The 21126-nt window shown below is 63.1% G+C and carries 19 protein-coding genes; 7 read left to right on the forward strand and 12 right to left on the reverse strand.

The features are described from left to right. The first annotated feature begins 120 nt into the window (after positions 1-120). Complete coding sequence (locus AC07OO_RS17930) at positions 121-861, forward strand: diguanylate cyclase domain-containing protein (RefSeq protein ID WP_495083496.1); 741 nt, start codon at positions 121-123, stop codon at positions 859-861. Here AC07OO_RS17930 and AC07OO_RS17935 read toward each other — a convergent pair. Genes AC07OO_RS17935 through AC07OO_RS17950 form a run of 4 tightly spaced genes read right to left on the reverse strand, consistent with a single transcriptional unit; the run spans position 858 to position 3771 of the window. Then, entirely contained in the window at positions 858-1580 is a 723-nt protein-coding gene (locus AC07OO_RS17935; protein ID WP_495083497.1) for a LytR/AlgR family response regulator transcription factor, read from the reverse strand. The genes AC07OO_RS17930 and AC07OO_RS17935 overlap by 4 nt on opposite strands. Continuing rightward, positions 1577-2674 (reverse strand): sensor histidine kinase, encoded by a 1098-nt coding sequence (locus tag AC07OO_RS17940; protein WP_495083498.1) that lies wholly within the window; start codon positions 2672-2674, stop codon positions 1577-1579. Before AC07OO_RS17940 ends, AC07OO_RS17935 begins: the two co-directional genes overlap by 4 nt. 15 nt (positions 2675-2689) lie before the next feature. Beyond that, positions 2690-3394, reverse strand: coding sequence for a LiaI-LiaF-like domain-containing protein (locus AC07OO_RS17945; protein ID WP_495083499.1), 705 nt, complete (start codon positions 3392-3394; stop codon positions 2690-2692). Then, a complete protein-coding gene (locus AC07OO_RS17950; protein WP_495083500.1) occupies positions 3391-3771 on the reverse strand; it encodes a LiaI-LiaF-like domain-containing protein in 381 nt (126 codons plus the stop codon). Before AC07OO_RS17950 ends, AC07OO_RS17945 begins: the two co-directional genes overlap by 4 nt. A gap of 196 nt (positions 3772-3967) precedes the next feature. On the opposite strand from AC07OO_RS17950, the gene AC07OO_RS17955 reads away from it, so the two are divergent. From AC07OO_RS17955 to AC07OO_RS17965, 3 genes are all read left to right on the forward strand, one after another. After that, positions 3968-4375 carry a YeeE/YedE family protein gene (locus AC07OO_RS17955; RefSeq protein WP_495083501.1) on the forward strand — a complete coding sequence of 136 codons (408 nt, stop codon included), beginning with the start codon at positions 3968-3970 and terminating at the stop codon, positions 4373-4375. A gap of 11 nt (positions 4376-4386) precedes the next feature. Then, a complete protein-coding gene (locus AC07OO_RS17960; RefSeq protein ID WP_495083502.1) occupies positions 4387-4878 on the forward strand; it encodes a DUF6691 family protein in 492 nt (163 codons plus the stop codon). A 67-nt stretch (positions 4879-4945) separates the two neighbouring features. Then, on the forward strand, positions 4946-6433 hold the full coding sequence (locus AC07OO_RS17965) for a DUF3336 domain-containing protein (protein ID WP_495083503.1): 1488 nt from the start codon (positions 4946-4948) through the stop codon (positions 6431-6433). Here AC07OO_RS17965 and AC07OO_RS17970 read toward each other — a convergent pair. The 3 genes from AC07OO_RS17970 to coaE all read right to left on the reverse strand — a co-directional run bounded on the left by AC07OO_RS17970 (position 6420) and on the right by coaE (position 9081). Beyond that, positions 6420-7259, reverse strand: coding sequence for a hypothetical protein (locus AC07OO_RS17970; RefSeq protein WP_495083504.1), 840 nt, complete (start codon positions 7257-7259; stop codon positions 6420-6422). The two genes, AC07OO_RS17965 and AC07OO_RS17970, sit on opposite strands and share 14 nt — an antisense overlap. A gap of 69 nt (positions 7260-7328) precedes the next feature. After that, complete coding sequence (gene coaD, locus AC07OO_RS17975) at positions 7329-8468, reverse strand: pantetheine-phosphate adenylyltransferase (protein ID WP_495083505.1); 1140 nt, start codon at positions 8466-8468, stop codon at positions 7329-7331. 1 nt (position 8469) lies between these two features. Beyond that, positions 8470-9081 (reverse strand): dephospho-CoA kinase, encoded by a 612-nt coding sequence (gene coaE, locus AC07OO_RS17980; RefSeq protein ID WP_495083506.1) that lies wholly within the window; start codon positions 9079-9081, stop codon positions 8470-8472. A gap of 83 nt (positions 9082-9164) precedes the next feature. Here coaE and AC07OO_RS17985 point away from each other — a divergent pair, with 83 nt between their 5' ends. Next, positions 9165-11411 carry an EAL domain-containing protein gene (locus AC07OO_RS17985; RefSeq protein WP_495083507.1) on the forward strand — a complete coding sequence of 749 codons (2247 nt, stop codon included), beginning with the start codon at positions 9165-9167 and terminating at the stop codon, positions 11409-11411. A gap of 22 nt (positions 11412-11433) precedes the next feature. Here the strand turns inward: AC07OO_RS17985 and AC07OO_RS17990 are convergent, their stop codons facing one another. The 3 genes from AC07OO_RS17990 to AC07OO_RS18000 are packed head-to-tail and all read right to left on the reverse strand — an operon-like array spanning position 11434 to position 13294. Then, positions 11434-11916, reverse strand: a complete 483-nt coding sequence (locus AC07OO_RS17990; protein WP_495083508.1) for a BON domain-containing protein — start codon at positions 11914-11916, stop codon at positions 11434-11436. A 45-nt stretch (positions 11917-11961) separates the two neighbouring features. Beyond that, positions 11962-12777: a hypothetical protein gene (locus AC07OO_RS17995; protein WP_495083509.1), complete on the reverse strand. Its 816-nt coding sequence runs from the start codon at positions 12775-12777 to the stop codon at positions 11962-11964. Between the two features lie 43 nt (positions 12778-12820). Further along, positions 12821-13294 carry a cupin domain-containing protein gene (locus AC07OO_RS18000; protein WP_495083510.1) on the reverse strand — a complete coding sequence of 158 codons (474 nt, stop codon included), beginning with the start codon at positions 13292-13294 and terminating at the stop codon, positions 12821-12823. Positions 13295-13453: 159 nt separating this feature from the next. Here AC07OO_RS18000 and AC07OO_RS18005 point away from each other — a divergent pair, with 159 nt between their 5' ends. Together AC07OO_RS18005 and AC07OO_RS18010 are read left to right on the forward strand one after the other, a co-directional pair. Then, positions 13454-17368, forward strand: a complete 3915-nt coding sequence (locus AC07OO_RS18005) for a DUF748 domain-containing protein (protein ID WP_495083511.1) — start codon at positions 13454-13456, stop codon at positions 17366-17368. A gap of 214 nt (positions 17369-17582) precedes the next feature. Then, positions 17583-18368 carry a dienelactone hydrolase family protein gene (locus tag AC07OO_RS18010; RefSeq protein WP_495083512.1) on the forward strand — a complete coding sequence of 262 codons (786 nt, stop codon included), beginning with the start codon at positions 17583-17585 and terminating at the stop codon, positions 18366-18368. Positions 18369-18385: 17 nt separating this feature from the next. On the opposite strand, the gene AC07OO_RS18015 is transcribed toward AC07OO_RS18010, so the two are convergent. After that, complete coding sequence (locus AC07OO_RS18015) at positions 18386-19219, reverse strand: substrate-binding periplasmic protein (RefSeq protein ID WP_495083513.1); 834 nt, start codon at positions 19217-19219, stop codon at positions 18386-18388. Between the two features lie 138 nt (positions 19220-19357). Then, on the reverse strand, positions 19358-21112 hold the full coding sequence (locus tag AC07OO_RS18020) for an LTA synthase family protein (protein ID WP_495083514.1): 1755 nt from the start codon (positions 21110-21112) through the stop codon (positions 19358-19360). Positions 21113-21126: the final 14 nt, after the last annotated feature.

Below are 21126 nucleotides of genomic sequence, written 5' to 3' on the forward strand. Positions count from 1 at the left end.
GTACCGCGGGATTTACGATCGAAAAATTTACTTACGAATTTCCCGGCGGGCGCGGCGCATTGCCCTGCATACTGTGACCATCTCTTTTGTCAAGCTGAATGCTGCGTTCGGTGTACTCACGTGAAACAGTTACAAAATTATTATTGGCTGACCATAGTCGCATTGGGATTGGGAGTATGCGGGTACTGTTGGAACTTCGACTGGCTGTCGGATGTGGGCTTCATCGGTGTTCTGGCAGCGAGTCTGGCGGTGTCCTTGCTGGCAACCCAGTTTCTGTTGTTTCGGTTGCACCAAAGCGGTCGTATGCAGAACGCGTTGCACCATGAAACATCCCGTCTGAAGGCTCAAGTCAGACAGTTGCTGACGCAGGCCCATTACGACAATCTGACCGGTCTAGGCAATCGCAACCTATTGGCCGACCGCTTCCAGTTTGTCGTGGAGCGCTGCATGCGCAGCAAGGCCACGTTCGCGCTGATGATGATCGACTTGAACGATTTCAAAGCCATCAACGACACCTACGGTCATGCCGCTGGCGATGCCGTGCTGATCGCCAGTGCCGAGCGCCTGATGGCTGCGGTGCGCGCTTCCGACACCGTGGTACGCCTGGGGGGCGACGAATTTTTGCTGCTGATTGAACGCTTCGGAAAGTGTAACGATGTGTTCAAACTGGGGCAGAAACTGATCGACACGCTGTCGGAAGACATCCAACTGCCGTCTGGTGAATTTGTTTCGGTGGGCGCCAGTGTGGGCATCGCGCAGTTCCCACAAGATGGCGTCGATATCACCGGTCTTTTGGAATACGCCGACCAGTCCATGTACGAATGCAAGACATCGGGCCGCATGCCGCTGCAGTTCGCCTAAATGAGGGCCCTTACCCGCTCATGCCCGGAGCGGCTGATGGGCACCTGCTGACCGCTCTGCAGTACCGCCACAAAGCTGTCTTTGGCCAAGCGCTCAATATTCTTCAGGTAGGCCAAATTGATGATCCAGGAGCGGTGCACGCGCACAAACAAAGCGGGGTCCAGCCGGGCTTCCAGGTCGCTGAGGCTTTGCGTCTTGAGGTAGCTTTTGCCTTGCGCATAGACACAGATATAGTCATCCTGGGCCTCTACGCAGGCCACGGTGTCCAGCGCCAGCACATGCACCTGGTTGCGGTCGCGGATCAGCAGGCGTTCCAGCTTGCCGGTGGCTTGGGTGACCAGGGCTTTGAGTCCGGCTGAGCTTTGACCTATCAGCACCCGAGCTCTCTCCAGCGCTTCGTCAAAGCGCTGCTGTGAAAAGGGTTTGAGCAGGTAGTCCACCGCGCGCAGATCAAAGGCCTTGAGTGCATATTGGTCGTAGGCCGTTGTAAAAACAACGCCATGGTCGCGCTGTGTCAGTTCCAGCACTTCCAGACCGGTCAGGCGCGGCATCTGGATGTCGAGAAAGACCAGGTCCGGCCGCAGGTCCGTAATGGCTTTGACGGCGTCAAATCCGTTGTCGCACTCGCCGATGATGTGCACATCGCCGTGGGGCTGCAGGTACTCCCGCAGCAGGCGCCGTGCCAGCATTTCGTCGTCAACAATCAGGGCTTGGATCATGGGGTGTCGGGGCCTGGCGCATAGGGGGTGTAGGGCAGTGTCAATTCCACCACAAAGCGGCCGCCCTCCAGGCGTTGGTTGAGTCTGGCCTGGTCTCCATGGAGGCTGTGCAGGCGCTGCTGGATATTGCGCAGGCCCAGACCCAGGCCCTCGCTCACGGCCGGCGGCCCATAGTTCATGTCATCCGGTTCCACGGGGTTGTCTACTCGCAGGTGCAGCCAGGTGCTTTGCACCATGGCGTGTATGCACACCGTGCCGGCCTGGGTGCTGCGCGCAATGCCGTGCTTCACCGCGTTTTCCACCAGGGGTTGCAGCAGCATGGGAGGCACCTGCGCTTGGCCGGCTGCATCATCAGTGGCAATGTCCACGTTCAACTTGGCGCCAAAGCGCTGGGCCTCGATATCCAGAAAGCTTTGGCAGTGTGCAATCTCTTTTGCCAAAGGGATGTGGGCTTGTTCCGACAGCGACAGTGTCTGGCGGAAATACTGGGCCAGGGCGATCGTCATGCTGCGCGCGCCGGCTGGGTCCAGACTGGTCAGCGCACTGATGGAGTTAAGGCAGTTGAACAGGAAGTGGGGGTTGATTTGCGTGCGCAGCATTTGCAGCTCGGCCTCGTGGGCCAGTGCGCGGGACTGCAACTCGCGTTGCTGCGCATCGCGCATCTGGTCCAGCGCCATCATCACATCGTGCAGCAACAGCGACAGCAGGTAGATGCCGGCCCCAGTGCCCAACAATGTCAGGCCCAAGCCCTGCGTCAGGGCCATGCCGGCCCATTCCACCTCCAGGGCCTGGCTGAAGCGGTTCCAGCCCTGGCACAGCAACCAGCCTGCGCCACCCGCAAGGCCTGATGCCCCGGCGAACAGCGCCAGGCCCACTGCAAAGCGCCTGCGTGTGAAGGGCAGGGCGCGGCACACGTAATAAGCCGACGGGATCACAAAGGCGTAGCCCAGGCACACGGGCACGGCAAACCACAGCGCATTGCGCAGCGGGGTTGGTGTGGCTTCTGTCAAGACCCAGGCCAGCACCGCAGCGCCCAGCAGCCAAGCCGACAGATACCATGACAGGGCCCGTGGGCTGGACAGTACAGGATGCATGCGAAGAGGCTGGCCTTAGTTCTTGATCTCCATGCCGCCCATGATCAGGACGCCGGTGATGTGCAGGCGCTTGGTGGGGTTGGGTGGTGGCACGCTCTTGTCTTCAATGCCGGCCATCAGTGGGATGCCGTTGACGATGACGGTCCAGTCCGTGGGGATCTTGACGTCGATGCCGCCCATGGCGACGAACACGTTCAGCGTGGCCTCGTTGGTGATGGATGCGCTGCGCAAATCCAGCTCCACGCCGCCCATGACGGAGGTGATGTCGCCGCCACGAAACTCCGGCGAGTCCACGCGCAACTGCGTGCCGCCCATGATCACGGTCAGGTCCACGGCCGGGTCTTGCGTGGTCTGGTGGTACATGCCGTCTTCGCCCAGGGCCTGGCTTCGGCGCAACTGGCCTTTGAAGATCACGGACAGCCCCAAAACTATCAGGACCATCGGCCACCAATCACGCCAGCGGATTTCGACAATGCCCATATGGGACAGCGTCAACAGCAGCCCTACCACCACCATGCCGCCGCCCAGCATATAGCCGGCTGGGTGACGCGCCTGGCTCAGCTTGAGCGCGCCGATGGCGATGAAGACCACGGGCCAAAATGCCAGCACCGAGCGGGCATCGAATACGCGGAAGTTGTCGAGCAGAAACACTACGCCCAGAAAGGCCAGTACGAAGCCCAGCACCACACGCTGTTGTGGAGTCTTGTGTTTGCCGCTCATGATGGTGTGTTCCCGCTGGAGTTCTTGGGGGCGCTGAGCAGACCACCGGCGATGTAGCGCAGCCCCAGGCCGATCAACAACACGGGCCAGCTATTGTGGAAGCTCAGGCCCCACAGGTGTTCTAGGCAGGCGTACAACCACAGGGCCAAAAACACCAGGAAGCCTCCTTTGGCCATTTGCGCCGGGCTGCGGGCATCGATCATGCGGCCCACACCAACGGCCACGAGGATGAACGGCCAGTAATGCGTCCAGGCGCCAATCTCGATATAGCCCTGCCGCTCCAGCAGGAACAGGCTGCCAATGCCTATCAACACCAGGCCGTTGACCCAATGCCCATTGCGGGGGCGTCGTTGTTTGTTCTCAGATTCGTTGTCCATGCTGTGCTCGCTTTCTGTGACTGGGGGAGCGCCCGGTTGCGCCTTGGACCCGACTATGCCCGCAGTGGAAGCGGCTGTCGCGGCATTTTCGGCGAGTAGCGGTAGGGCGTCGGTGAATGACGCCGCCGGTTTCCTCGGGGCTATCATGGCAGCAAGGGTCTTGGTGAAGGGCCGGCATCGCTTTGGAGTACGCACTATGCATGGATATGGGCAGGCCCTGGTGGGTGGTATGTTGATTGGCTTGGCCAGCGTTTCGCTGTTCGCCAGTCTGGGGCGTATAGCCGGTATCAGCGGTATCAGCAGCGAGGCGCTGACCGGGGCGCCGGACTCGCGCTGGCGCTGGGCCTTTCTGGCGGGACTGGTGCTGGGGGGCTTTTGGTTTTCACAGAGCCTGGGTGTTGCGCCCACGGCAATGCGCTCGCCGGTGCTGTTGGTGGTGGCTGGCCTGCTGGTGGGCGGGGGCACCGTCTATGGCTCGGGTTGCACCAGCGGGCATGGCGTCTGCGGCCTGGCGCGGGGCTCTGTCCGCTCGCTGGTGGCCGTATTGACGTTCATGGGCTCCGGCGCGGTGACGGTTTATGTGATGCGCCACCTGTTGGCATGAGGATACAAGCCATGACTACGCACACACCCTCTGCTGCGCCATCCACTGCTCCCTCCGCGCGCACCACCCTGTTGGTGGCACTCGTCTGTGGGCTGCTGTTCGCCGCGGGCCTGGTGCTCTCGGGCATGACCCAGCCGGCCAAGGTTATCGGTTTTTTGAACTTTGCGGGTATGGCTGAAGGTACCTTTCCTGGCCAATGGGACCCCAGCCTGGCATTTGTGATGGGAGGGGCCTTGCTGGTTACCACAGTCGGCTTCGCCTGGTCCCGCCGGCCTGGAGCCCGGCCTTGGCTGGCGCCAGGTTTCAGCCTGCCCCTGCGCACGGCGGTGGACAGGCGCTTGGTGCTGGGCGCCATCGCATTCGGCGTAGGGTGGGGATTGGCAGGCTATTGCCCAGGCCCAGCCTTGGCCTCTGTCCTGAATGGCAGCCTGGATACCCTGATCTTTGTGGCCGCCATGCTGGTGGGCATGGTGGTGGCCAAACGTTTGGTGCGCAAAGCCTGACCCCTACGGGACAGCCGGCACCCGTTGGCCCGCGAGAAAGCGCCACAACGGCCCCACAATACGCAGCATGCGAGCAAGACTGACAGCCGAACAGCGCAGGGCCCTGGCCCAAGCCACCGACTACGCCACCTGGCGCACCCACGCGGTGGACCTGGATGCCCAGGCCGGCATGGATGTATGGAAGAGCGACCCTCAGTCGCCGTACTACCAATACCGGCTGATCCAGCAGCGCCTGATCAACCTGCGCAACTGGCGCAAGGCCGGGGACTGGCCGCAGGTCATCTTCAGCCTGCGTGAGGGCCTGCACCGCAACCTGGGCAATCTGGCCAATCCCGAGCTGTACAAGTACACGCGGGTGGGTACCAAGTTTTTGATCGACGACTACATCACCGAAGTCACATCGCTGCTGAACTATGTGTGCGACCACGACATCCCTGGTCTGCCGTACACCGAGAAGCTGATGTTCTTCCGGCACACCGGCCAGAGCTTTGGCCGTTCGGCGCTGATGCTCAGTGGCGGCGCCAACATGGGCATGTTCCATGTGGGTGTGGTCAAAGCCTTGCACCAGCGCAAGTTGCTGCCGCGGGTGATTTCGGGCTCCAGCGCCGGTTCGGTGGTGGCGGCCTTCGTGGGCACGCGCAAGGATAGCGAACTCGACACGCTGTTCACCGGCGAGGGCATGGACCTGCAATCCTGGCAGCGCCTGGGCCTGCGCGAAATGTTGAAGCAGAAGTCCATCATGGACATCGACTCACTGGAGCGCTTTCTGCGCAAGAACATTGGCGAGTACACGTTTGAAGAGGCCTTCAAGAAGACCAAGCGCATCATCAACATCACCGTCTCGCCGGTGGCCAAGAACCAGCATGCGCGGCTCTTGAACTACCTGACCACGCCCAACCTGCTGGTGTGGAGCGCGGTGCTGGCCTCCTGCTCGGTGCCGGGCCTTTTCCCACCGGTGAAGCTGATGACCAAGGACCGCCTGGGGCATGAAAAGCCTTACATGGCCTCCATTCGCTGGGTCGATGGCGCGATACAGAGCGACCTGCCCGCCAAGCGCCTGGGTGAGCTGTACAACGTCAACCACCACATCGTCAGCCAGACCAACCCGCATGTGCTGCCCTTCATTGCGGACCAGACGCGCAGGGAAGGCTGGCAGACCTTCCTGACCGATCTGCTCAAGAGCGAGGTCAAGTTCCGCAGCAAGCAGGTCATGCAATTGGCGTCCTATGGCTTTGAGGCCGGCATCATCAAGAACCTGCTGGAAGGGGCGGTGGCCATTGTCGACCAGCAGTACTACGGCGATGTCACCATCCACCCGCCGATGCGCTTCAAGGACTACCGCCGCATCCTCAGCAACCTGTCGCAAGAAGACTTTCAAGAGTGGGTGCTGACGGGCGAACGTGCTACCTGGCCCAAGATCGCGATGATCCGCGACCAGACCATCATTGGCCAGACGCTGGAAGACTGCATCATCCGCCTGAAGAAGCAACGCCAACGGCGCACCGCGGAGCAAGCGCCAAAACCCATCGCCAAAAGAGCCGTCAAGCTGTCTTGAAAAAGCGCACCAGTTCGCGCACATGGCCCACGACGGCTGCGTCACCCAGCACCTGGGCCACAGTGTTCTTGGCATCGCGTTCCACGCGGACGATCTCCAGGCGAACATGCTCGGCCAGGCCGTCGTGCTGATCCGCGGCCTCGGTGGCGCGGGCTTGCAGGGCGTGCAGGCGCTGATCCGTATCGCGGGTCGTGTCGGCGCACTGCTGGCTGAGCGCTGCCAATTGCTGCTCGACCTGGTGCAACCGACGGCGCAGCTCAACAGCATCTTCACGGGGCACCTCCACCTCGCGGGCAAAGCGGCCCAGGCGGTCCCGCACGTGGGCATAGGCCCGCAGGCCCGGGCGCAACAGCGTGAGCACAATGGCCGCTGCCGCACCCAACCAGCCAATCAAGCCCACCCCACTGTGGGCTACCAGGCACAGCACGGCGGCCGTGAGCAGGTGCAGCGCCAGCGCAACCCATAGCGCAATGCGGGACCAGCGCTTGGCATAGGCGACGGCGTCGGCATCGATACGGATACCGCGCTGCCGCGACGTCTCCGCATCGAACAACAATTGCTTGGCCTGAAACACCATGTTCCACGGCACGGTGACGACAAAGTACAGCCACAGCAACGTGATGACGCCAATGACGGCATCCAGGTTGGGGCTGAGCGGCAATTGCAGCCAGGTCGCCAACAACCACAAGCCCGCACCCACCAAGCCCAGCCACACCAGTTGCAGCAAACCGGACACACCCATGAAGACCCGCATAGACCACCCCATATGGACACCGACCACACCATTGTGGCCGTGGCGTGCAGTGTGGTTGCACTGCTGTGCCATGGGCTCGGGATTCCCTTCCGGTAGACAAAACCGGTACCGTGGGTAGCAGGGTTTGCCTGCGGAGCTGGGCTACGACAGGTCGGCAATCTCCGCAGCCAGATTGCGCGCGGCGCTGGCTTCGTAGAGGTCTTTGAAGTAAGGATCGTTGTACAGCGTGCCCGCTTGGGTGGCTTCGAGAAAGTGCTGCAACACCTGCTTGCGCCCTGCGCGGTAGGGTGCATCGTCTATCCAGGCGTACTCCGCGCGCACGGATTGTGCGTAGGTCGCATAGACCGCTGGCGACTGCCCCAGTATGGCCAGATCGACGCCCAGCATCACAGCCTTGAGTGCGTGGTTCAGTGACGGAGCCTGGGCATGGTCCGTAATGCGTATCAGGTCGGCTACGTCCTGGGGCGCGTCGATGGGCAAGCCGGTGCTCAGCCACAGTTGCGCGCTAGCCTCTTCGTTGCCCAGGCCTTGTTTAGGCACGGCGTACACGGCATCGTGGAACCAGAATGCCGCTTTCAGTTGTGCAACAGAGTCGGCGGTGGCGTCAGTGTTCGCCGCCCACACGTTGATCTCGGTCAGCCCGTGTACCAAATGGTCTAGGTTGTGGTAGTGCCGGCTAGGGGCACCGTAGGCGTCGGCGCCCGTCAATTTGGCAAACCAACCGTCCGAGCTGGCAAGCGCAGGCGCGCCCAGCTTCTCGTAGTCCCACAGTTGCTCCCACTCCTTGCGCAGCCAGCCGCGTATCCAAGCCTGGTAGGCCGGGGCGGGCACAAATTTCTGCATGCTCCAGTGCCAGCCCACCGGGCCTTGCAGGCCGCGCACGAAACTGGAGCTGACCGAACCCAGGTCGCGCGGCGGCATCAGGAACAGGGTCTTGGCACCCTCCACCACATCCACATTGGCTTGTTGCAGCAGATTCTCGTAATCGAAGTCGGTGGTGTTGCGGATGCCGCGCACCATGTAGTCAATGCCCTGGCGCTTGGCGGTGCGGGCTGTGTAGTCGCCCTTGACGACCACGACACTGACGTTGTGCCAGCCGCGCTGCGCCAGCGTCTCTTCCACGATGCTTTTGCGCAGGGCTGCCGAGAACAGGGGTTTCTTGAACGGGTTTTCAGAAATGAACACCACCACTTCGTCGGCCAGTGCGCGGGCCTCGCCGATGACCCACAGATGGCCATTGGTGATGGGGTCCAGTGTTCCAGAGAAAGCTATCTTCTTCACATCAACTCCAAAGTGTGCGGTAGTGGCGGTGCAGGGCCTCAACCCGCGCGTGTAGAACGTCGGGCGCGCCATTGTTCTCCAAGATGTCCGTCGGCAAAGCGCGGCGTGCTTGTGCGGTGGTTTGCATGGCTACGATGTTGGCAATGTCCTCGTCCGACCAATCCGGGTTGCGCGCGCGGATGCGGGCCACGCGCGCGGCCACGGTCGCGTCGACCACCAGCAGCCTGTCGACAGCGATCGCTTCCTGTAGTAGCAATGCGGACTCCCACACCACATAGGGGGTGGTCTGCTGCGCAGTCCAGCTGCGCAGGGCCGCCAGCACATGGGGCTTGAGGATGTCGATCAAGATGCGGTTGGCGGCTGGATCGCGTGCAAACAGGCCCGGTAGGCTACCCCGCTGCAGGGCACCGTCGGCTGTCATCCAGTCCGGGAAGGCAGCGGCCAGGGCATGGGTGGCTGCATGGTCGGTGTCCTGGTGCATGCCGCGTGCCAAGGCATCGGCATCCATGCAGGGCACACCCAACTGCGCGAAGGTCCGTCGCGCAGTCGATTTGCCGGCTCCAATGCCGCCCGTGAGTCCAAGGATTCTGGGGCGGGTAAAAGGGGTCTGCATGGGGTGGGTGTGGAAACTCTACGCAATGTTGCCACAGGGTTTGCCACGAACGCCCGGGCAGGGTGCCGCGCTAAACTCAAACCATGAGCGAGCAGATGACCGAGACCGAAACGCAGTCCCACACCAAAGCGTTGCTGCAGTTGTGCAAGCGCCTCGAACGGGCCTGGACCTTGCCCGACATTCTGGATGCCATATCCCCCGTGGCCGAGCATGTGCTGGGTTATCCCCACTCCTGGCTGGCGGTGTATGGTGAAAAGCCGGGCTTTGTGTCCGTCATCCTGCATGTGACTCAGGGCGTGGAGTCGGATGTATCGCGCGCCGCCCAGTCCATCGATATACCCATTGCCGGTGACACCATGCTGCAGGAGATCATGGCCGCAGACCATGTGGTCGTCGTCGAAGATGCGCGCACCGACCCCCGCACCAACAAGCAAATTGTGGAGCAGTTGCAAAACCGCACCATCATCAATGTGCCGCTGATCCTGGCCGAGCAGCGCCTGGGCTCTTTGGGTATGGGCACCTATGGCGACGCAGAGGGCGTGCGGGCACCGCAGCCCTGGCAGATCGAATTCATGCAGGCCATGGCCGGCCATGCCGCCGTGGCCATGGACCGTGTGCGCTTCATGCAGGCCCGCAAGGATGCCGAGGACGCGCTGTACCACGAGAAGGAGCGCCTGCAGGTCACGCTGCACTCCATTGGCGATGCCGTGATATCGACCAACGCGCAGGGTAATTTGCTGTACATCAACCCCGCTGCCGAGACATTGACCGGTTGGATCCTGACAGCCGCTGTGGGCAAGCCCTACCGCGAAGTGTTCCGCCTGCTGGACCCCGAGGGCGGCAATGCAGTGCCGGATGACATGGTGGCCGACGCCATTGCCTCGGCCGAGGCGCGCCGCTACCCGGACCTGAGCCTGCAGCAGTTGCACGGCGGCAGCCTCTTGGTGGAGCTTGCGGTATCGCCCATCAAGGATGCCGATGGCGAGGTGCAGGGCGCTGTGCTGGTTTTTCGCGATGTGACTGAGCAGCGGCGCCTGAGCAACGAGATCGCCTACCAGGCCACGCACGACGAGTTGACGGGCCTGGGCAACCGGCGCGCCTTTGAGCAAGCCCTGGCCCATGCCTTTGAGCGCACGCGCAGCCACCAGGTCCAGCACGATGTGGTGTGCTACCTGGACCTGGACGACTTCAAGGTGGTCAACGACACCTGCGGCCACACGGCAGGCGATGCCATGCTGCGTGAGATCGCACACCTGTTCTCGGGGCTGCTGCGCGAGGACGACCATTTGTGCCGCATCGGTGGCGACGAGTTCGGCATCCTGCTGACGGGTCAGAGCGTGGCCTCCGCCCTGCTGGTGGCCGAGCGCTTGCAGCAGTGTCTGGCCGGCTACCACTTTGTATGGCTGGACCAGAGCTTTGGCGTGGGCGTCAGCATCGGCATGGTGGCCCTGGACGCCCGCACCGAAAGCGTGGGCGCCTTGCTGCAAGCCGCAGACAGTGCCTGCTACGTGGCCAAGGACGCCGGACGCAGCCGCATCCACCTGTATGCCATCGACGACCCCGCATTGGCCCAACGCTATGGCGTCATGGAATGGGTCAGCCGCATCGAACACGCGCTCTTGCATGACCGCTTCGTGCTGTATGCGCAGCCCATCGTGCCGTTGGACGGCGACACCTCGGGTGGTCTGCACTGCGAGATTCTGCTGCGCATTTTGAACGAGCAGGGCGGGCTCGTGCTGCCCGGCCTGTTCATGCCTGCGGCCGAGCGCTACCACCTGGCGTCCCGCGTGGACCGCTGGGTTGTCGCGCATGCGTTGCGCTGGATAGTTGCGCACCAGGATCGCATTGAGCAGTGTTCAATCAATCTGTCAGGCCAGTCCCTGGGCGATGCGGCCTTCATGGCCTTTGTGCTGCAGACCTTGCAAGACGCCGATGTGCCTTACGCCAAGCTGTGCTTTGAGATCACCGAGACCGCTGCCATCGGCAACTTGCAGACCGCCAACCACTTCATCGAGACGCTGCGCGCGCGGGGCTGCAAGATTTCGCTGGACGACTTTGGCAGCGGCCTGTCATCCTTTGCCTACCTGCGTAACCTGCCGGTGGACGTGCTGAAGATCGATGGCCAGTTTGTCAAAGACATTGCACAAGATCCGGTGAGCCTGGCCATGGTCAAGTCCATCCACGAAATTGGTTGCCTGATGGGCAAAAGCACCGTGGCCGAATTTGTAGAAAGTGCCGCCATTGCCGATGTGCTGCGCAGCATCGGCGTGCACTATGCGCAGGGTTATGCAGTGGGCTACCCGGTGCCGCTGGAGGAGCTGCTGCACTGAATGTAGGAGCCGCACTGGTTGCTCAGCGGTCCAGAACCACCAGCTCGTTGATGACGGCCTCCACATCGTCAATGCCACGCACCAACTGCTCTATGCGCCGAGACTGGTCTGGCGTGCGCACGCAGCCCTTGATCCAGACCCAGCGGCGCTGGCCCTCTGCCCACACACGGGTATCGCCAAAACTGCCATCTGCCAGCAGGGCTTTCTGCACGCGGGGAATGATCTCCTGGTCATACAGATAGGAATTGGGCAAACGGCAGCGCCCGGCCTGGTAGCAGCTCGTGCCACGCTCGGCCCGGTAATGGGTCTGGGTCAGCACTTCGGCGTGTGTGATTTGCGGCCCCTTTTGCGTGGGGCAGGTGGGCAGACCATCGGTCACCTGCACAAAGGGATCGTTGAAGTAGTTGCCGCGGGGTTCTTCCTGCGCCTGGCATAGCGCGGCGGCCAGTAGCGTGGCGGCTGCGGTCAGCCGTGTTGCGCGTGAAAGAGGTGCAGTGGTGTGCATGGGCGGGGAAAGGTAGGGAAATGGCGGGGCATTGGGCATCGCGGTTCAAAAAATCGCAATCGTATTGCCCAGCAGTGCCTGGTACTTTTTGTCCAATGCTTCGCCGTGGGATTTCTTGAATTCCGGGATCAGTTTCCACAGCTTGTTGACCGTGTCGGGCGCAGTGGCGTAGTAGCCATTGGAGAACACCAGAAAGTAGTCCTTGCGGGTGATGGACGGGAGCAGTTTCTCAATGCCCTGGTACTCCGCTTGCTCACGCAGCTTGTCGACAAACAGGCTCTGGCCGGCATAGGCCTCAATGCGCTCGTGCAGCAGTTTGCCCAGGTTGTTGAGGTCGCCGGGCGCCTCTTCCACCGGCAAGCCGAGCTTGCCCAGATCGCTGACGATGGAATAGCCCGCGTTGGCACCCACGATGCTGGGCTTTCGGTTGAACTGCTTGCCATCCCACTTCAGCGTGGAGCCCTGCTTGACATAGAAATCGTACGACAGCGACCACAGCGCCAAGGCCGCGTCGGGTACGCCATTTTTCATGGGGTAGACCGAGAATGCCGTGCGCTCCTTGCTGTACGACAAGGCCAGGGTGGCATCGATGGCGTTGTACTCCAGCTCGCGGATGATGCGCTTGAGCGGCTTGCGTTGCCACACCATCTTGCAGCCCAATTGCGTGGCGGCCAATTCCACTAATTCGATGGCAGGGCCGGGGTTGGGCGGCGTCTTGCCGCCATCACCAAAGTAGTAGGGCGGGGCCGCAATATCGTTGTAGGCCAGCCGTATGACACAGGGCTCGGCCTGCGCAGCGGCGCCACAGGCAAGCAGGGCCACCCCGCAGAGAACAGCCCTGGTCAGGCGGCGAATGGTCACAGTGGGGGCTCCATGCGGATGTCAAGCGTGGCGCAGCTGTTGCTCAGGTTGTTGGGGGAGGCAGGTCCACCATGTGTTCATCCTTGCCGTTCATGTACAGGCGTTTGCGGCTGCGTGGGTAGTCGCAGACATCCTGCTCGAGCCGCTGGCCGCCTACCAGGCACACCAGGGGCTCGGTGCCGGTGTTGGACAGGCCATGGGCGGGCGAGTTCCGGCCAAAGCCCATGAAGTCGCCCGCTGCGACCGGGTGCAGTTGTCCATCGATGTCGGCCGTGCCCCGGCCGGACAGCACGTACAGGAACTCTTCCTCGTACCAGTGGCGGTGGTATTCCGTGGTGTCGCGCCCGGGCATCACCGTGACCATATGCACGCCCAGGTGCTGCAGGCCCACGGCATCACCCAGCGACTTGCTGCTGCGCACCGCATTGGGGTTGAGGTCGTGGATCTTGGTCTGGCCCGGCAGGGCGGCAATGGCGGCGGCGGTCAGCAGTTCGCGGGGATCGGCAGGTGTCGTCACGGTGGTTCCTTCAAGGCCAGGGTGCTGGGAGCGCACAGACTATGCAAGCACGGTTGCCTGCGCCAACTGTCGCACAAATTATGGCCCGCTTGTCCCGCCGGCGTGGCAACTAAAATCTACGCTCCCTACTCTGCCGTACCGACCGACGAAAGCGCACCCATGCAGTTCCCCTTTTCCATTTCCCCTGTGTGGTTGCGTCGGGCACGCTGGTGGGGTGGGGCGCTGCTGGCCGTGTGGGTGTTGGCTTGGTTGGCCGTGCCGCCACTGGTCAAACGCCTGGTGGAGGAGAAGGCCAGCCAGGCCCTGGGGCGCACGGTCAGTGTGGGCGCTGTGGCCTTCAGGCCCTGGTCTTTGGAACTGATACTGAGCGATCTGGCAGTGGCCACGGCCGACGGCAAGTCCAAGCAATTGCAAGTGGCTCGCATCTATGTGGATGCCGAGCTGGAGTCGGTGCTGCGCCTGGCCCCGGTCATGGATGCCATCACCGTCGATGCCCCTACGTTGCGCATCGCCCATCTGGGTGATGGCCGCTATGACGTGGACGACATCGTGGAGACGCTGGCCAAGGCGCCCGCTTCGGCTTCGCCTGCACCGTTGCAGTTTGCGCTGTACAACCTGAGCCTGAACGACGGTGCCGTGGACTTTTCCGACCACACGGCCGGCGGTGTGCGCCAGCACAGCGTGCGCGCGCTGCATTTGGCGGTGCCGTTCTTGAGCACGCTGGAGTCCAAGCGCACCGTCAAGGTCGTGCCCCGCCTGGCGTTCACGCTCAATGGCAGCGCGTTTGACACGGCGGCCGAGGGCACGCCCTTTGCGCAGACCAACAAGGGCGAGGCCTCGCTGAAGATCAGCCATCTGGATCTGGCGCCCTATCTGCCCTACTTGCCCAGCAGCCTGCCCGTGCGCGTGCAAGGCGCGGTGGTGGATGCCGACCTGCGTCTGGCCTTTGAGCAGGCGGCCCTGTCCAAACTCAAGCTCAGCGGTGCGTTCAAACTGTCCAAGTTGGCGCTGGCCGATGCGGTGGGTGCTCCGTTGCTGGCAGTGGACGCCGTGGCGGCCCAGCTATCCGACGTGCGCCCCTTGGAGCGGGTTGTCAAATTGGCCTCATTGGACGTGGAAGGCCCCCGCCTGCAAGCCAGCCGCAACCGTGCCGGCCATCTGAACCTGGCGCTGGGCGGTAGCGCGCCCGCTGCGGCAGACGCGACAAATGCTACCAATACTGTAGCTGCTCAACCAGATTCCACGAGGGCTAAGGCCAAGAATGCTAAAACACCGTCGGCGCCGGAGCCCGGCTGGGCGGTGGCTGTGGACCGCCTGGCATTGCACGGCGGCGCTCTGCAATGGGCAGACGACAGCACGCCACAACCGGCGCGGCTGGCGCTGGCCGATCTGGAGCTGCAGGCCCATGCGCTGCAATGGCCACTGGCGTCCACCGCAGCCCGCGCAGAGGGCTCGGCCACGGTCCCGTTCAAGGGTGGCAAGACGGCGCGCCTGGCCTTCAAGGGGGAGGGCGACCAAGCCTTGGCCAAGCTGCACATCAGTCTGGGCGATACCGAGCTGGGTCTGGCAGCACCCTATATGGCGCAGTTCCTGCAGCCCGCTGTGCAAGGCCTGCTGGATGCCGAGTTGGATGCCAGCTGGGCGGCTGGCAAGCAGCAGGGTAGCGACACGTTGCAACTGGCGGTGCCGCGCCTGGCCGTGCGCGATTTCGCGCTCAAGTCTGCGGGCAAGGATGCGGCCTCTGCACCCGTGGTGCCTGGCGCGGCCGGGCCCACCAGCGCCGAGCGCGCGGCCGCCGAGATGCCCCGCTTCAAGCTGCTGGAGATCAGCGATGCGCAATTGGACTTGAGCGCCCGCACCGGCGCTATCGCCAAGATCGCCCTGCGCGGCCCCAGCGCCATGCTGCACCGCGATGCGCAGGGGCAGTGGATGCCGCTACGCTGGCTGAAGGCAACCGGTGCCGCAGGCAACACTGCGGTGACTGCACCCGAACCGGTCAAGGCGGCCAGCGCAGATGGCGCCCCTGTTGTATCGGCCTCGGCGCCCGTTTCCACCCCTGCACTAACCGCTTCCGTCGCCAAACCCGCAACCGGCAACCCGGTCGCAAATCCCTGGCAACTGAGCCTGGCCGAACTCACGGTTGATGACGGCAGCATCAAGCTGGACGATCGCAGCCTGGGCCGTCCGGCGCGGCTGGAGCTTGCTGCCCTGAAGCTGCAATTGAAGGGCGCGGCGCTGGATGGCAGCAAGCCCGCACCGCTGACGCTGTCGGCCCGCGTCAAATCGGGCCGCACCGAGCCCGGCACACTGAATTACCGCGGCACAGTGACGTGGGCACCCGTGGGCATACAGGGCACGCTAGAAGCGGTGGACCTGCCGTTGCACGCCGTGGCCCCTTACCTGGCCGACCAGCTCAACATCGCCGTGCTGCGGGCCGACGCCAGCTTCAAGGGCCAGGTGCGTTACAGCGCCACCGCTGCAGGCCCCGAGGTGCAGGTGCAAGGCGATGCTGCGTTGGAGGACTTCCGCGCCAACTCCGTCGTGGGCACACCCGCCGCCGGCAGTGCCCCGGCCGACGCGCCCGATCTGGGGGTGACAGAGGAACTACTAAGTTGGAAGGCGCTGAATATGCCCGGCATCGCGCTCTCCATGGCTCCCGGTGCGGCCAGCCGTTTCCAGGTGGGCGAAGCCACGCTGTCGGATTTCTTCGCCCGCGTCATCGTCAACCCCAATGGGCGCGTCAACCTGCAAGACGTGGTCAGGGCCAAGCAGCCGGAGCAGACCGGTGGTGCGCAGGTCCCAGTGGCCGCTACCGCGCCGGCCAGCGCCACCCCGACCGTGCCCGCAGCCGCAGCGGCATCGCCCGCCCCGGTGGTCAGCATGGGCGGGATGCGCTTGGTCCATGGCAAGGTCTTGTTCTCCGACCGTTTCATACGCCCCAACTATTCAGCCGACCTCAGCGAGCTACAGGGCACACTGGGCCGCTTCAGCTCCCAAGCCAAAGACGGGGCCGTACAACTCGCGGATCTGGAGCTGCGCGGCCGCGCCGAGGGCACGGCGTCGCTGGAAGTGACCGGCAAGATCAACCCCCTGGCCCAGCCGCTGGCCTTGGACATCAAGGGCAAGGTGCGCGATCTGGACCTGCCGCCGCTGACCGCCTACTCGGTCAAATACGCGGGCTATGGCATCGAACGCGGCAAGCTCAGCATGGACGTGACCTACACCGTGCAGCCCGATGGCCAACTGACGGCCAGCAACAAACTGGTACTCAACCAGCTGACTTTTGGCGACGAGGTCAAGGGTGCACCCAACAGCCTGCCCGTGAAGCTGGCCGTGGCACTGCTGGCAGACAGCAATGGCGTCATCGACATCGACCTGCCCATCAGCGGTTCGCTGAACGACCCGCAGTTCAGCTTTGGGTCCCTGGCCTGGAAGGTGGTGACCAACCTGATCGGTAAGGCGCTGACCTCGCCCTTCAGCCTGCTGGCCCACGCCATGGGCGGTGGGGGGGCAAGCCATGAGGAGCCCAGCGCCGTGGCCTTTGCCCCCGGCAGCAGCGTGCTATCGCCCGCGGCCATGCAAGGCCTGGACCAGATTGCCAAGGCCATGGCCACGCGCCCCACGCTGAACGTGACCGTAGTCGGCACCGCCAGCCTGGACGCCGAGCGCGAAGCCTACAAGCGCGAACGCCTCAAGGCCCTGATGCTGGGCGAGAAGCGCCGTCGCGCCGTCGTCACCGGCCAGGACGCAGCCGCCACTACCGCGCTGACTGAAGCGGAATACGCCCAGTTGTTGAAAGACGTATACCGCCGCGCCGACATCACCAAGCCACGCAACCTGGTCGGCCTGGCCAAGGACATACCCGACGCGCAGATGGAGGCCCTGCTGTTGACCAGCATCCCCGCCAGTGAAGACAGCATGCGCGAACTGGCCCTGCAACGCGGTGTGGTCGTCAAGGACTACCTGGCCAGCCGCAAGCTGCCAGCCGAGCGCCTGTTCGTAGGCGCGGCCAAAACCGTGGCGGCGGATGGCGACTGGAAACCCCGCGCCGAGTTGGGTGTGGCGCAGCGCTGAAATGGCATGAGCCCACTGCGGGAGCCAAACCTGCAGTGGGAGATCAAATATACCCATAACAGGTTTGTTGAGACCCTGCTCACGGCATTCGTTGGTAAAAAGTACCAATAGCCCTCGTAATATCTACATATGGCGCTATGTAATTTGTAGTGTTGTCGAGTCGGAGCAAGGCGGATTTTGCCGAGCCGCTACCATGGATGCTCAGGGGGTACACATGGAGTTGGCAGGTTTCGAATCTTTTTCGTTCTCGCACGATGGTGCGGACCGCAGCGTCTACCGCCGCGGGCAAGGGCCGGGCGTGGTCATCCTGCACGAGATACCCGGCATCACGCCCCAGGTGGCTGCCTTCGCGCGGCGTGTGGCCGACCAGGGCTTCACCGTCTACCTGCCGCTGTTGTTTGGCACGCCGGGCCAGGCGATCTCGCTGCACTACATGGGGCAGCAACTGGCTGTGGCCTGCATACGGCGCGAGTTCTCGCTGTTGGCCAAGCATGCCTCCAGTCCGATCACGGACGGGTTGCGGGCGCTGTGTCGCCTGGCGCACCAGCAATGTGGCGGGCCCGGCGTGGGGGCCATAGGCATGTGCATCACCGGCAATTTCGCGCTGTCGCTGATGGTGGATGCCCCGGTCATGGCACCGGTGCTGTGCCAGCCCTCATTGCCTGCACCGGTGAGTGCATCGCACCGGGCTGCACTGCATCTGTCGCCCCAAGACCTGGCGGTGGTCAAGCGCCGTGTGCGCGAAGAGGGCTGCGGTGTGTTGGGCCTGCGCTTCACGGGCGACCCGCTGTGTCCCGCCGCGCGCTTCGACACGCTGCGCCGTGAGCTGGGCACGGGCTTCGAGGCCATAGAGATCGATTCCAGCCGGGGCAACCCGCACGGCATACCGGCCATTGCCCACTCGGCGGTGACTACGGACCTGGTGGACGAGGCCGGCCACCCCACGCGCCAGGCACTGGACCGCATCCTGGCGATGCTGGACGAGCGGCTCAAGCCTTAGCAGAAGGTCGCAGGCCTTTACAGGTACTTGGCCTTGATGCGCTTGTAGCTGCCGTCGGCATAGATGTCGGCAATGCCCTTGTCCAACCGGGGCACCAAGGCCGACAAATTCTTGGCCTTGTTGAAGACGACATAGGTGGCAATGGTCTGTACCGGCGGGCTGAGCTCGACGATGGCGTCTTCGCTGGCCGTCTGCTTGAGCAGGGTCATGGCCACGTCCTGGTTGGACAGCACACCATCGATGCGGCCGCGTTTGAGTTTCTGGAAGTTTTGCGGGTCCTGGTCTACCTCTTCAATGTGGATGTCACCTTTGGCCACCATCGCTTGCAGAGCCGGCGGCAGCTTGAAGCCGCGGCGTATGCCCAGGGTCTTGCCCTTGAAGTCGTCCAAGCCATTGAAGTGTGGAAAGGCGTCCTTGCGTGCGTAGATGCTCAGCACCGACAGCTTGATGGGCACGGTGGTGAAGTCCATCGTCAGTTTGCGCGCGTCGGTCAGCGTGTAGGCAAAGGCGCAGTCCACCGAGCTCTGGGCGCCTTTTTCGATTTCTTTCTCCAGCCGCACCCAGGGCAGCACTTTGAACACCACGTGGATGCCGACCCGTTTGCCCGCCTCGGCAATTGCATCGGTGTCGATGCCGCTGATCTTGTCCGCATCGGCCCCGATACCGCTATTGCCATTGCTGTCTTGCACCACATAGGGCGCGAAGACGTCGCTGTAGCACGTGAGTTCGGTGGTTTGCGCGGCCGCGAGCTGAGGCATTGCGGCCAGCAGGCAGAGGGCCGCCAGCGCGAGGGCGTATCCACAAGTCCGCACGGCGCGCAGGCGCGATGGGGCCGAGGTGTTGTCAGTCATGAGTGGGCTCCGCGCCAGTAGGCAAGCGCCCCGTATAGCGTTTTGCGAGAGGGCTTGCGGCGTATGGCGGTCGTGGAGATTGTCAATCAGGTGCTGCGGGCTGTAAAGTTGCCGCCGCAACCTGGCTCTAGCCTGGCCCTAGTGAAAGCCCTTGCCCAGCCGCAAACGGTGCAGTTCGTTCAGCAGGTCGGGTGCCGCCGATGCAGGTGCGTCGACAAACGCGGTTTGGTCGCCATTCAAGGCAATGGTGAAGTCCTGTGCGCCGCAATGCACAAACACGCGGTTCAGGTCATAGCTGCGGTTGGTGTAGATGCATCGGGGTGGATGCGATACCGTGGGCAGAAAGACGCCCTGGTTAGCCCCCGCGCACTGCGAGCCTGAGCCCGTGGCCTCGCGCAACGAGGGCAGCAGGTCTGTCTGCGAGAAGGCCGCAGTCTCTTCACGCTCCACCAAGCCTTCGCCCAGGATGGTCATCGGAATGCGGACATAGGCACGGTCACCGTACAGCGCTTGCTCCTGTGCGCTCATGGGGACCATGGCCCGGTGGTCGGCGGTGATGATCAACGTGCCGTGCTCGAAGAAGCCGGTGGCTTTGAGGTCGCGCACAAATCGACCCAGTTGGCGGTCGGCATACCGGTAGGTGAGCTCCTGGGAGTGGGCACCGGTCTCGGGATCTACATTGGGCAAATGTGTGGTCACGGTTTCCAGCGTCATGAAGGTGGGCGTCGTCTTGTGCGCCTGAAGATGCGACAGGGCGCTGGCGTACAGAGCGTCGTCGGACGCGGCGTCGAACTGGTAGCGCTTCAGGCCCTTGTAGGCAGGCGCCTCATGGCCCTCGACGACATCAAAGCCAATGTCCTTGAGCCATTTGCCCTTGCCGACAAAGCCCAGATTGCCGGTGGTCAGAAAGACCGTGTCGTATCCCCGGGTGTGCAGCATGCGTGGCACCGCATCGGCCGGGTTGCGGAATTGCTCAAACAGGGTTTTGGCATCTTTGCCCTTCGCTATGGGAGGCTCTCCGGTCAACAGGGCGACCAGGCCTTGCTCCGAGGTCACACCATTGGCATAGAAGTTGGAGAAACGCACCCCTGTTCTGCTGACTTTGTCGAACTCGGGCATCCAGTCTTTGATGCCGGAAAACAGGGCGCTGTGGTACATGGACAGCGACTCGAACACCAGCAGAATCACGTCGTTGCGGGCGTGCCTGCCCTTGCCGCAATGGGGGAGCTCCGGGGGCAGCGTGGCGGTCAAGGTCTTGGCAAATTCCTTGGAGTAGGGTGTGTCTTTGGTCTGCCGGCTGAAAAACACTTGCAGTGAGTTTTGCAAAAACGCGTCGTGGTATTCCTTGGTTTCCACCAACTCGCAACCCACCAGACCGACGGGCACCAGCAGGTATAAAAGCAGCGGTGGCAACGAGGGGCGCTTGTCCAGCAGGTAGCGCGCCAAGACCACAAGCACCATGGCACCTGCCACCGCTACTGCCACCATGACCCAGACATTGGGTAGCAACTGCCGCAAAAAGCCCGAGACGGCTCCCAGCTCCCCGGAAAACTCCAACATCTCGGACAGCGTCAGGCGGGTCCACAGCTCATGGGTCACCAGCAAATCGGCGGCGGTGATGAGCAGGCATGTGATCAACACCAGCCGCAGCAACACCCGCAGGGGCCGCCAGAGCGCAACGCAGGACAGCAGGTGGATGGCCAACAGCACCAGCACCAACTCTGACTCGTGCGACACCGCTTTGGTGGACAGGCACCACTGGCAGCCGATGTAGGTGCGCGACACCATTTCCAGCGCGAAGAGCTTGTAGCCGACCAAGGCCAGCACCAAGAGCAGGATGTGCACGCAGGGGTCGCACAGCAGCCGCCATGCGGTGGGCCTCGGGGGCGTCATGGCCGACCCCTACA

Source organism: Rhodoferax sp. GW821-FHT07G04 (genome assembly GCF_059418585.1).

What these genes read in the sequence shown, in the direction of transcription:
- AC07OO_RS18010 (WP_495083512.1), top strand. Translation starts at nt 17,583, where the DNA reads ATGGAGTTGGCAGGTTTCGAATCTTTTTCGTTCTCGCACGATGGTGCG.
- AC07OO_RS17950 (WP_495083500.1), bottom strand. Translation starts at nt 3,771, where the DNA reads ATGGACAACGAATCTGAGAACAAACAACGACGCCCCCGCAATGGGCAT.
- AC07OO_RS17945 (WP_495083499.1), bottom strand. Translation starts at nt 3,394, where the DNA reads ATGAGCGGCAAACACAAGACTCCACAACAGCGTGTGGTGCTGGGCTTC.
- AC07OO_RS17935 (WP_495083497.1), bottom strand. Translation starts at nt 1,580, where the DNA reads ATGATCCAAGCCCTGATTGTTGACGACGAAATGCTGGCACGGCGCCTG.
- AC07OO_RS17960 (WP_495083502.1), top strand. Translation starts at nt 4,387, where the DNA reads ATGACTACGCACACACCCTCTGCTGCGCCATCCACTGCTCCCTCCGCG.
- AC07OO_RS17940 (WP_495083498.1), bottom strand. Translation starts at nt 2,674, where the DNA reads ATGCATCCTGTACTGTCCAGCCCACGGGCCCTGTCATGGTATCTGTCG.
- AC07OO_RS17965 (WP_495083503.1), top strand. Translation starts at nt 4,946, where the DNA reads ATGCGAGCAAGACTGACAGCCGAACAGCGCAGGGCCCTGGCCCAAGCC.
- AC07OO_RS17990 (WP_495083508.1), bottom strand. Translation starts at nt 11,916, where the DNA reads ATGCACACCACTGCACCTCTTTCACGCGCAACACGGCTGACCGCAGCC.
- AC07OO_RS17985 (WP_495083507.1), top strand. Translation starts at nt 9,165, where the DNA reads ATGAGCGAGCAGATGACCGAGACCGAAACGCAGTCCCACACCAAAGCG.
- coaE (WP_495083506.1), bottom strand. Translation starts at nt 9,081, where the DNA reads ATGCAGACCCCTTTTACCCGCCCCAGAATCCTTGGACTCACGGGCGGC.
- AC07OO_RS17970 (WP_495083504.1), bottom strand. Translation starts at nt 7,259, where the DNA reads ATGGCACAGCAGTGCAACCACACTGCACGCCACGGCCACAATGGTGTG.
- AC07OO_RS18005 (WP_495083511.1), top strand. Translation starts at nt 13,454, where the DNA reads ATGCAGTTCCCCTTTTCCATTTCCCCTGTGTGGTTGCGTCGGGCACGC.
- AC07OO_RS18015 (WP_495083513.1), bottom strand. Translation starts at nt 19,219, where the DNA reads ATGACTGACAACACCTCGGCCCCATCGCGCCTGCGCGCCGTGCGGACT.
- AC07OO_RS17955 (WP_495083501.1), top strand. Translation starts at nt 3,968, where the DNA reads ATGCATGGATATGGGCAGGCCCTGGTGGGTGGTATGTTGATTGGCTTG.
- AC07OO_RS18020 (WP_495083514.1), bottom strand. Translation starts at nt 21,112, where the DNA reads ATGACGCCCCCGAGGCCCACCGCATGGCGGCTGCTGTGCGACCCCTGC.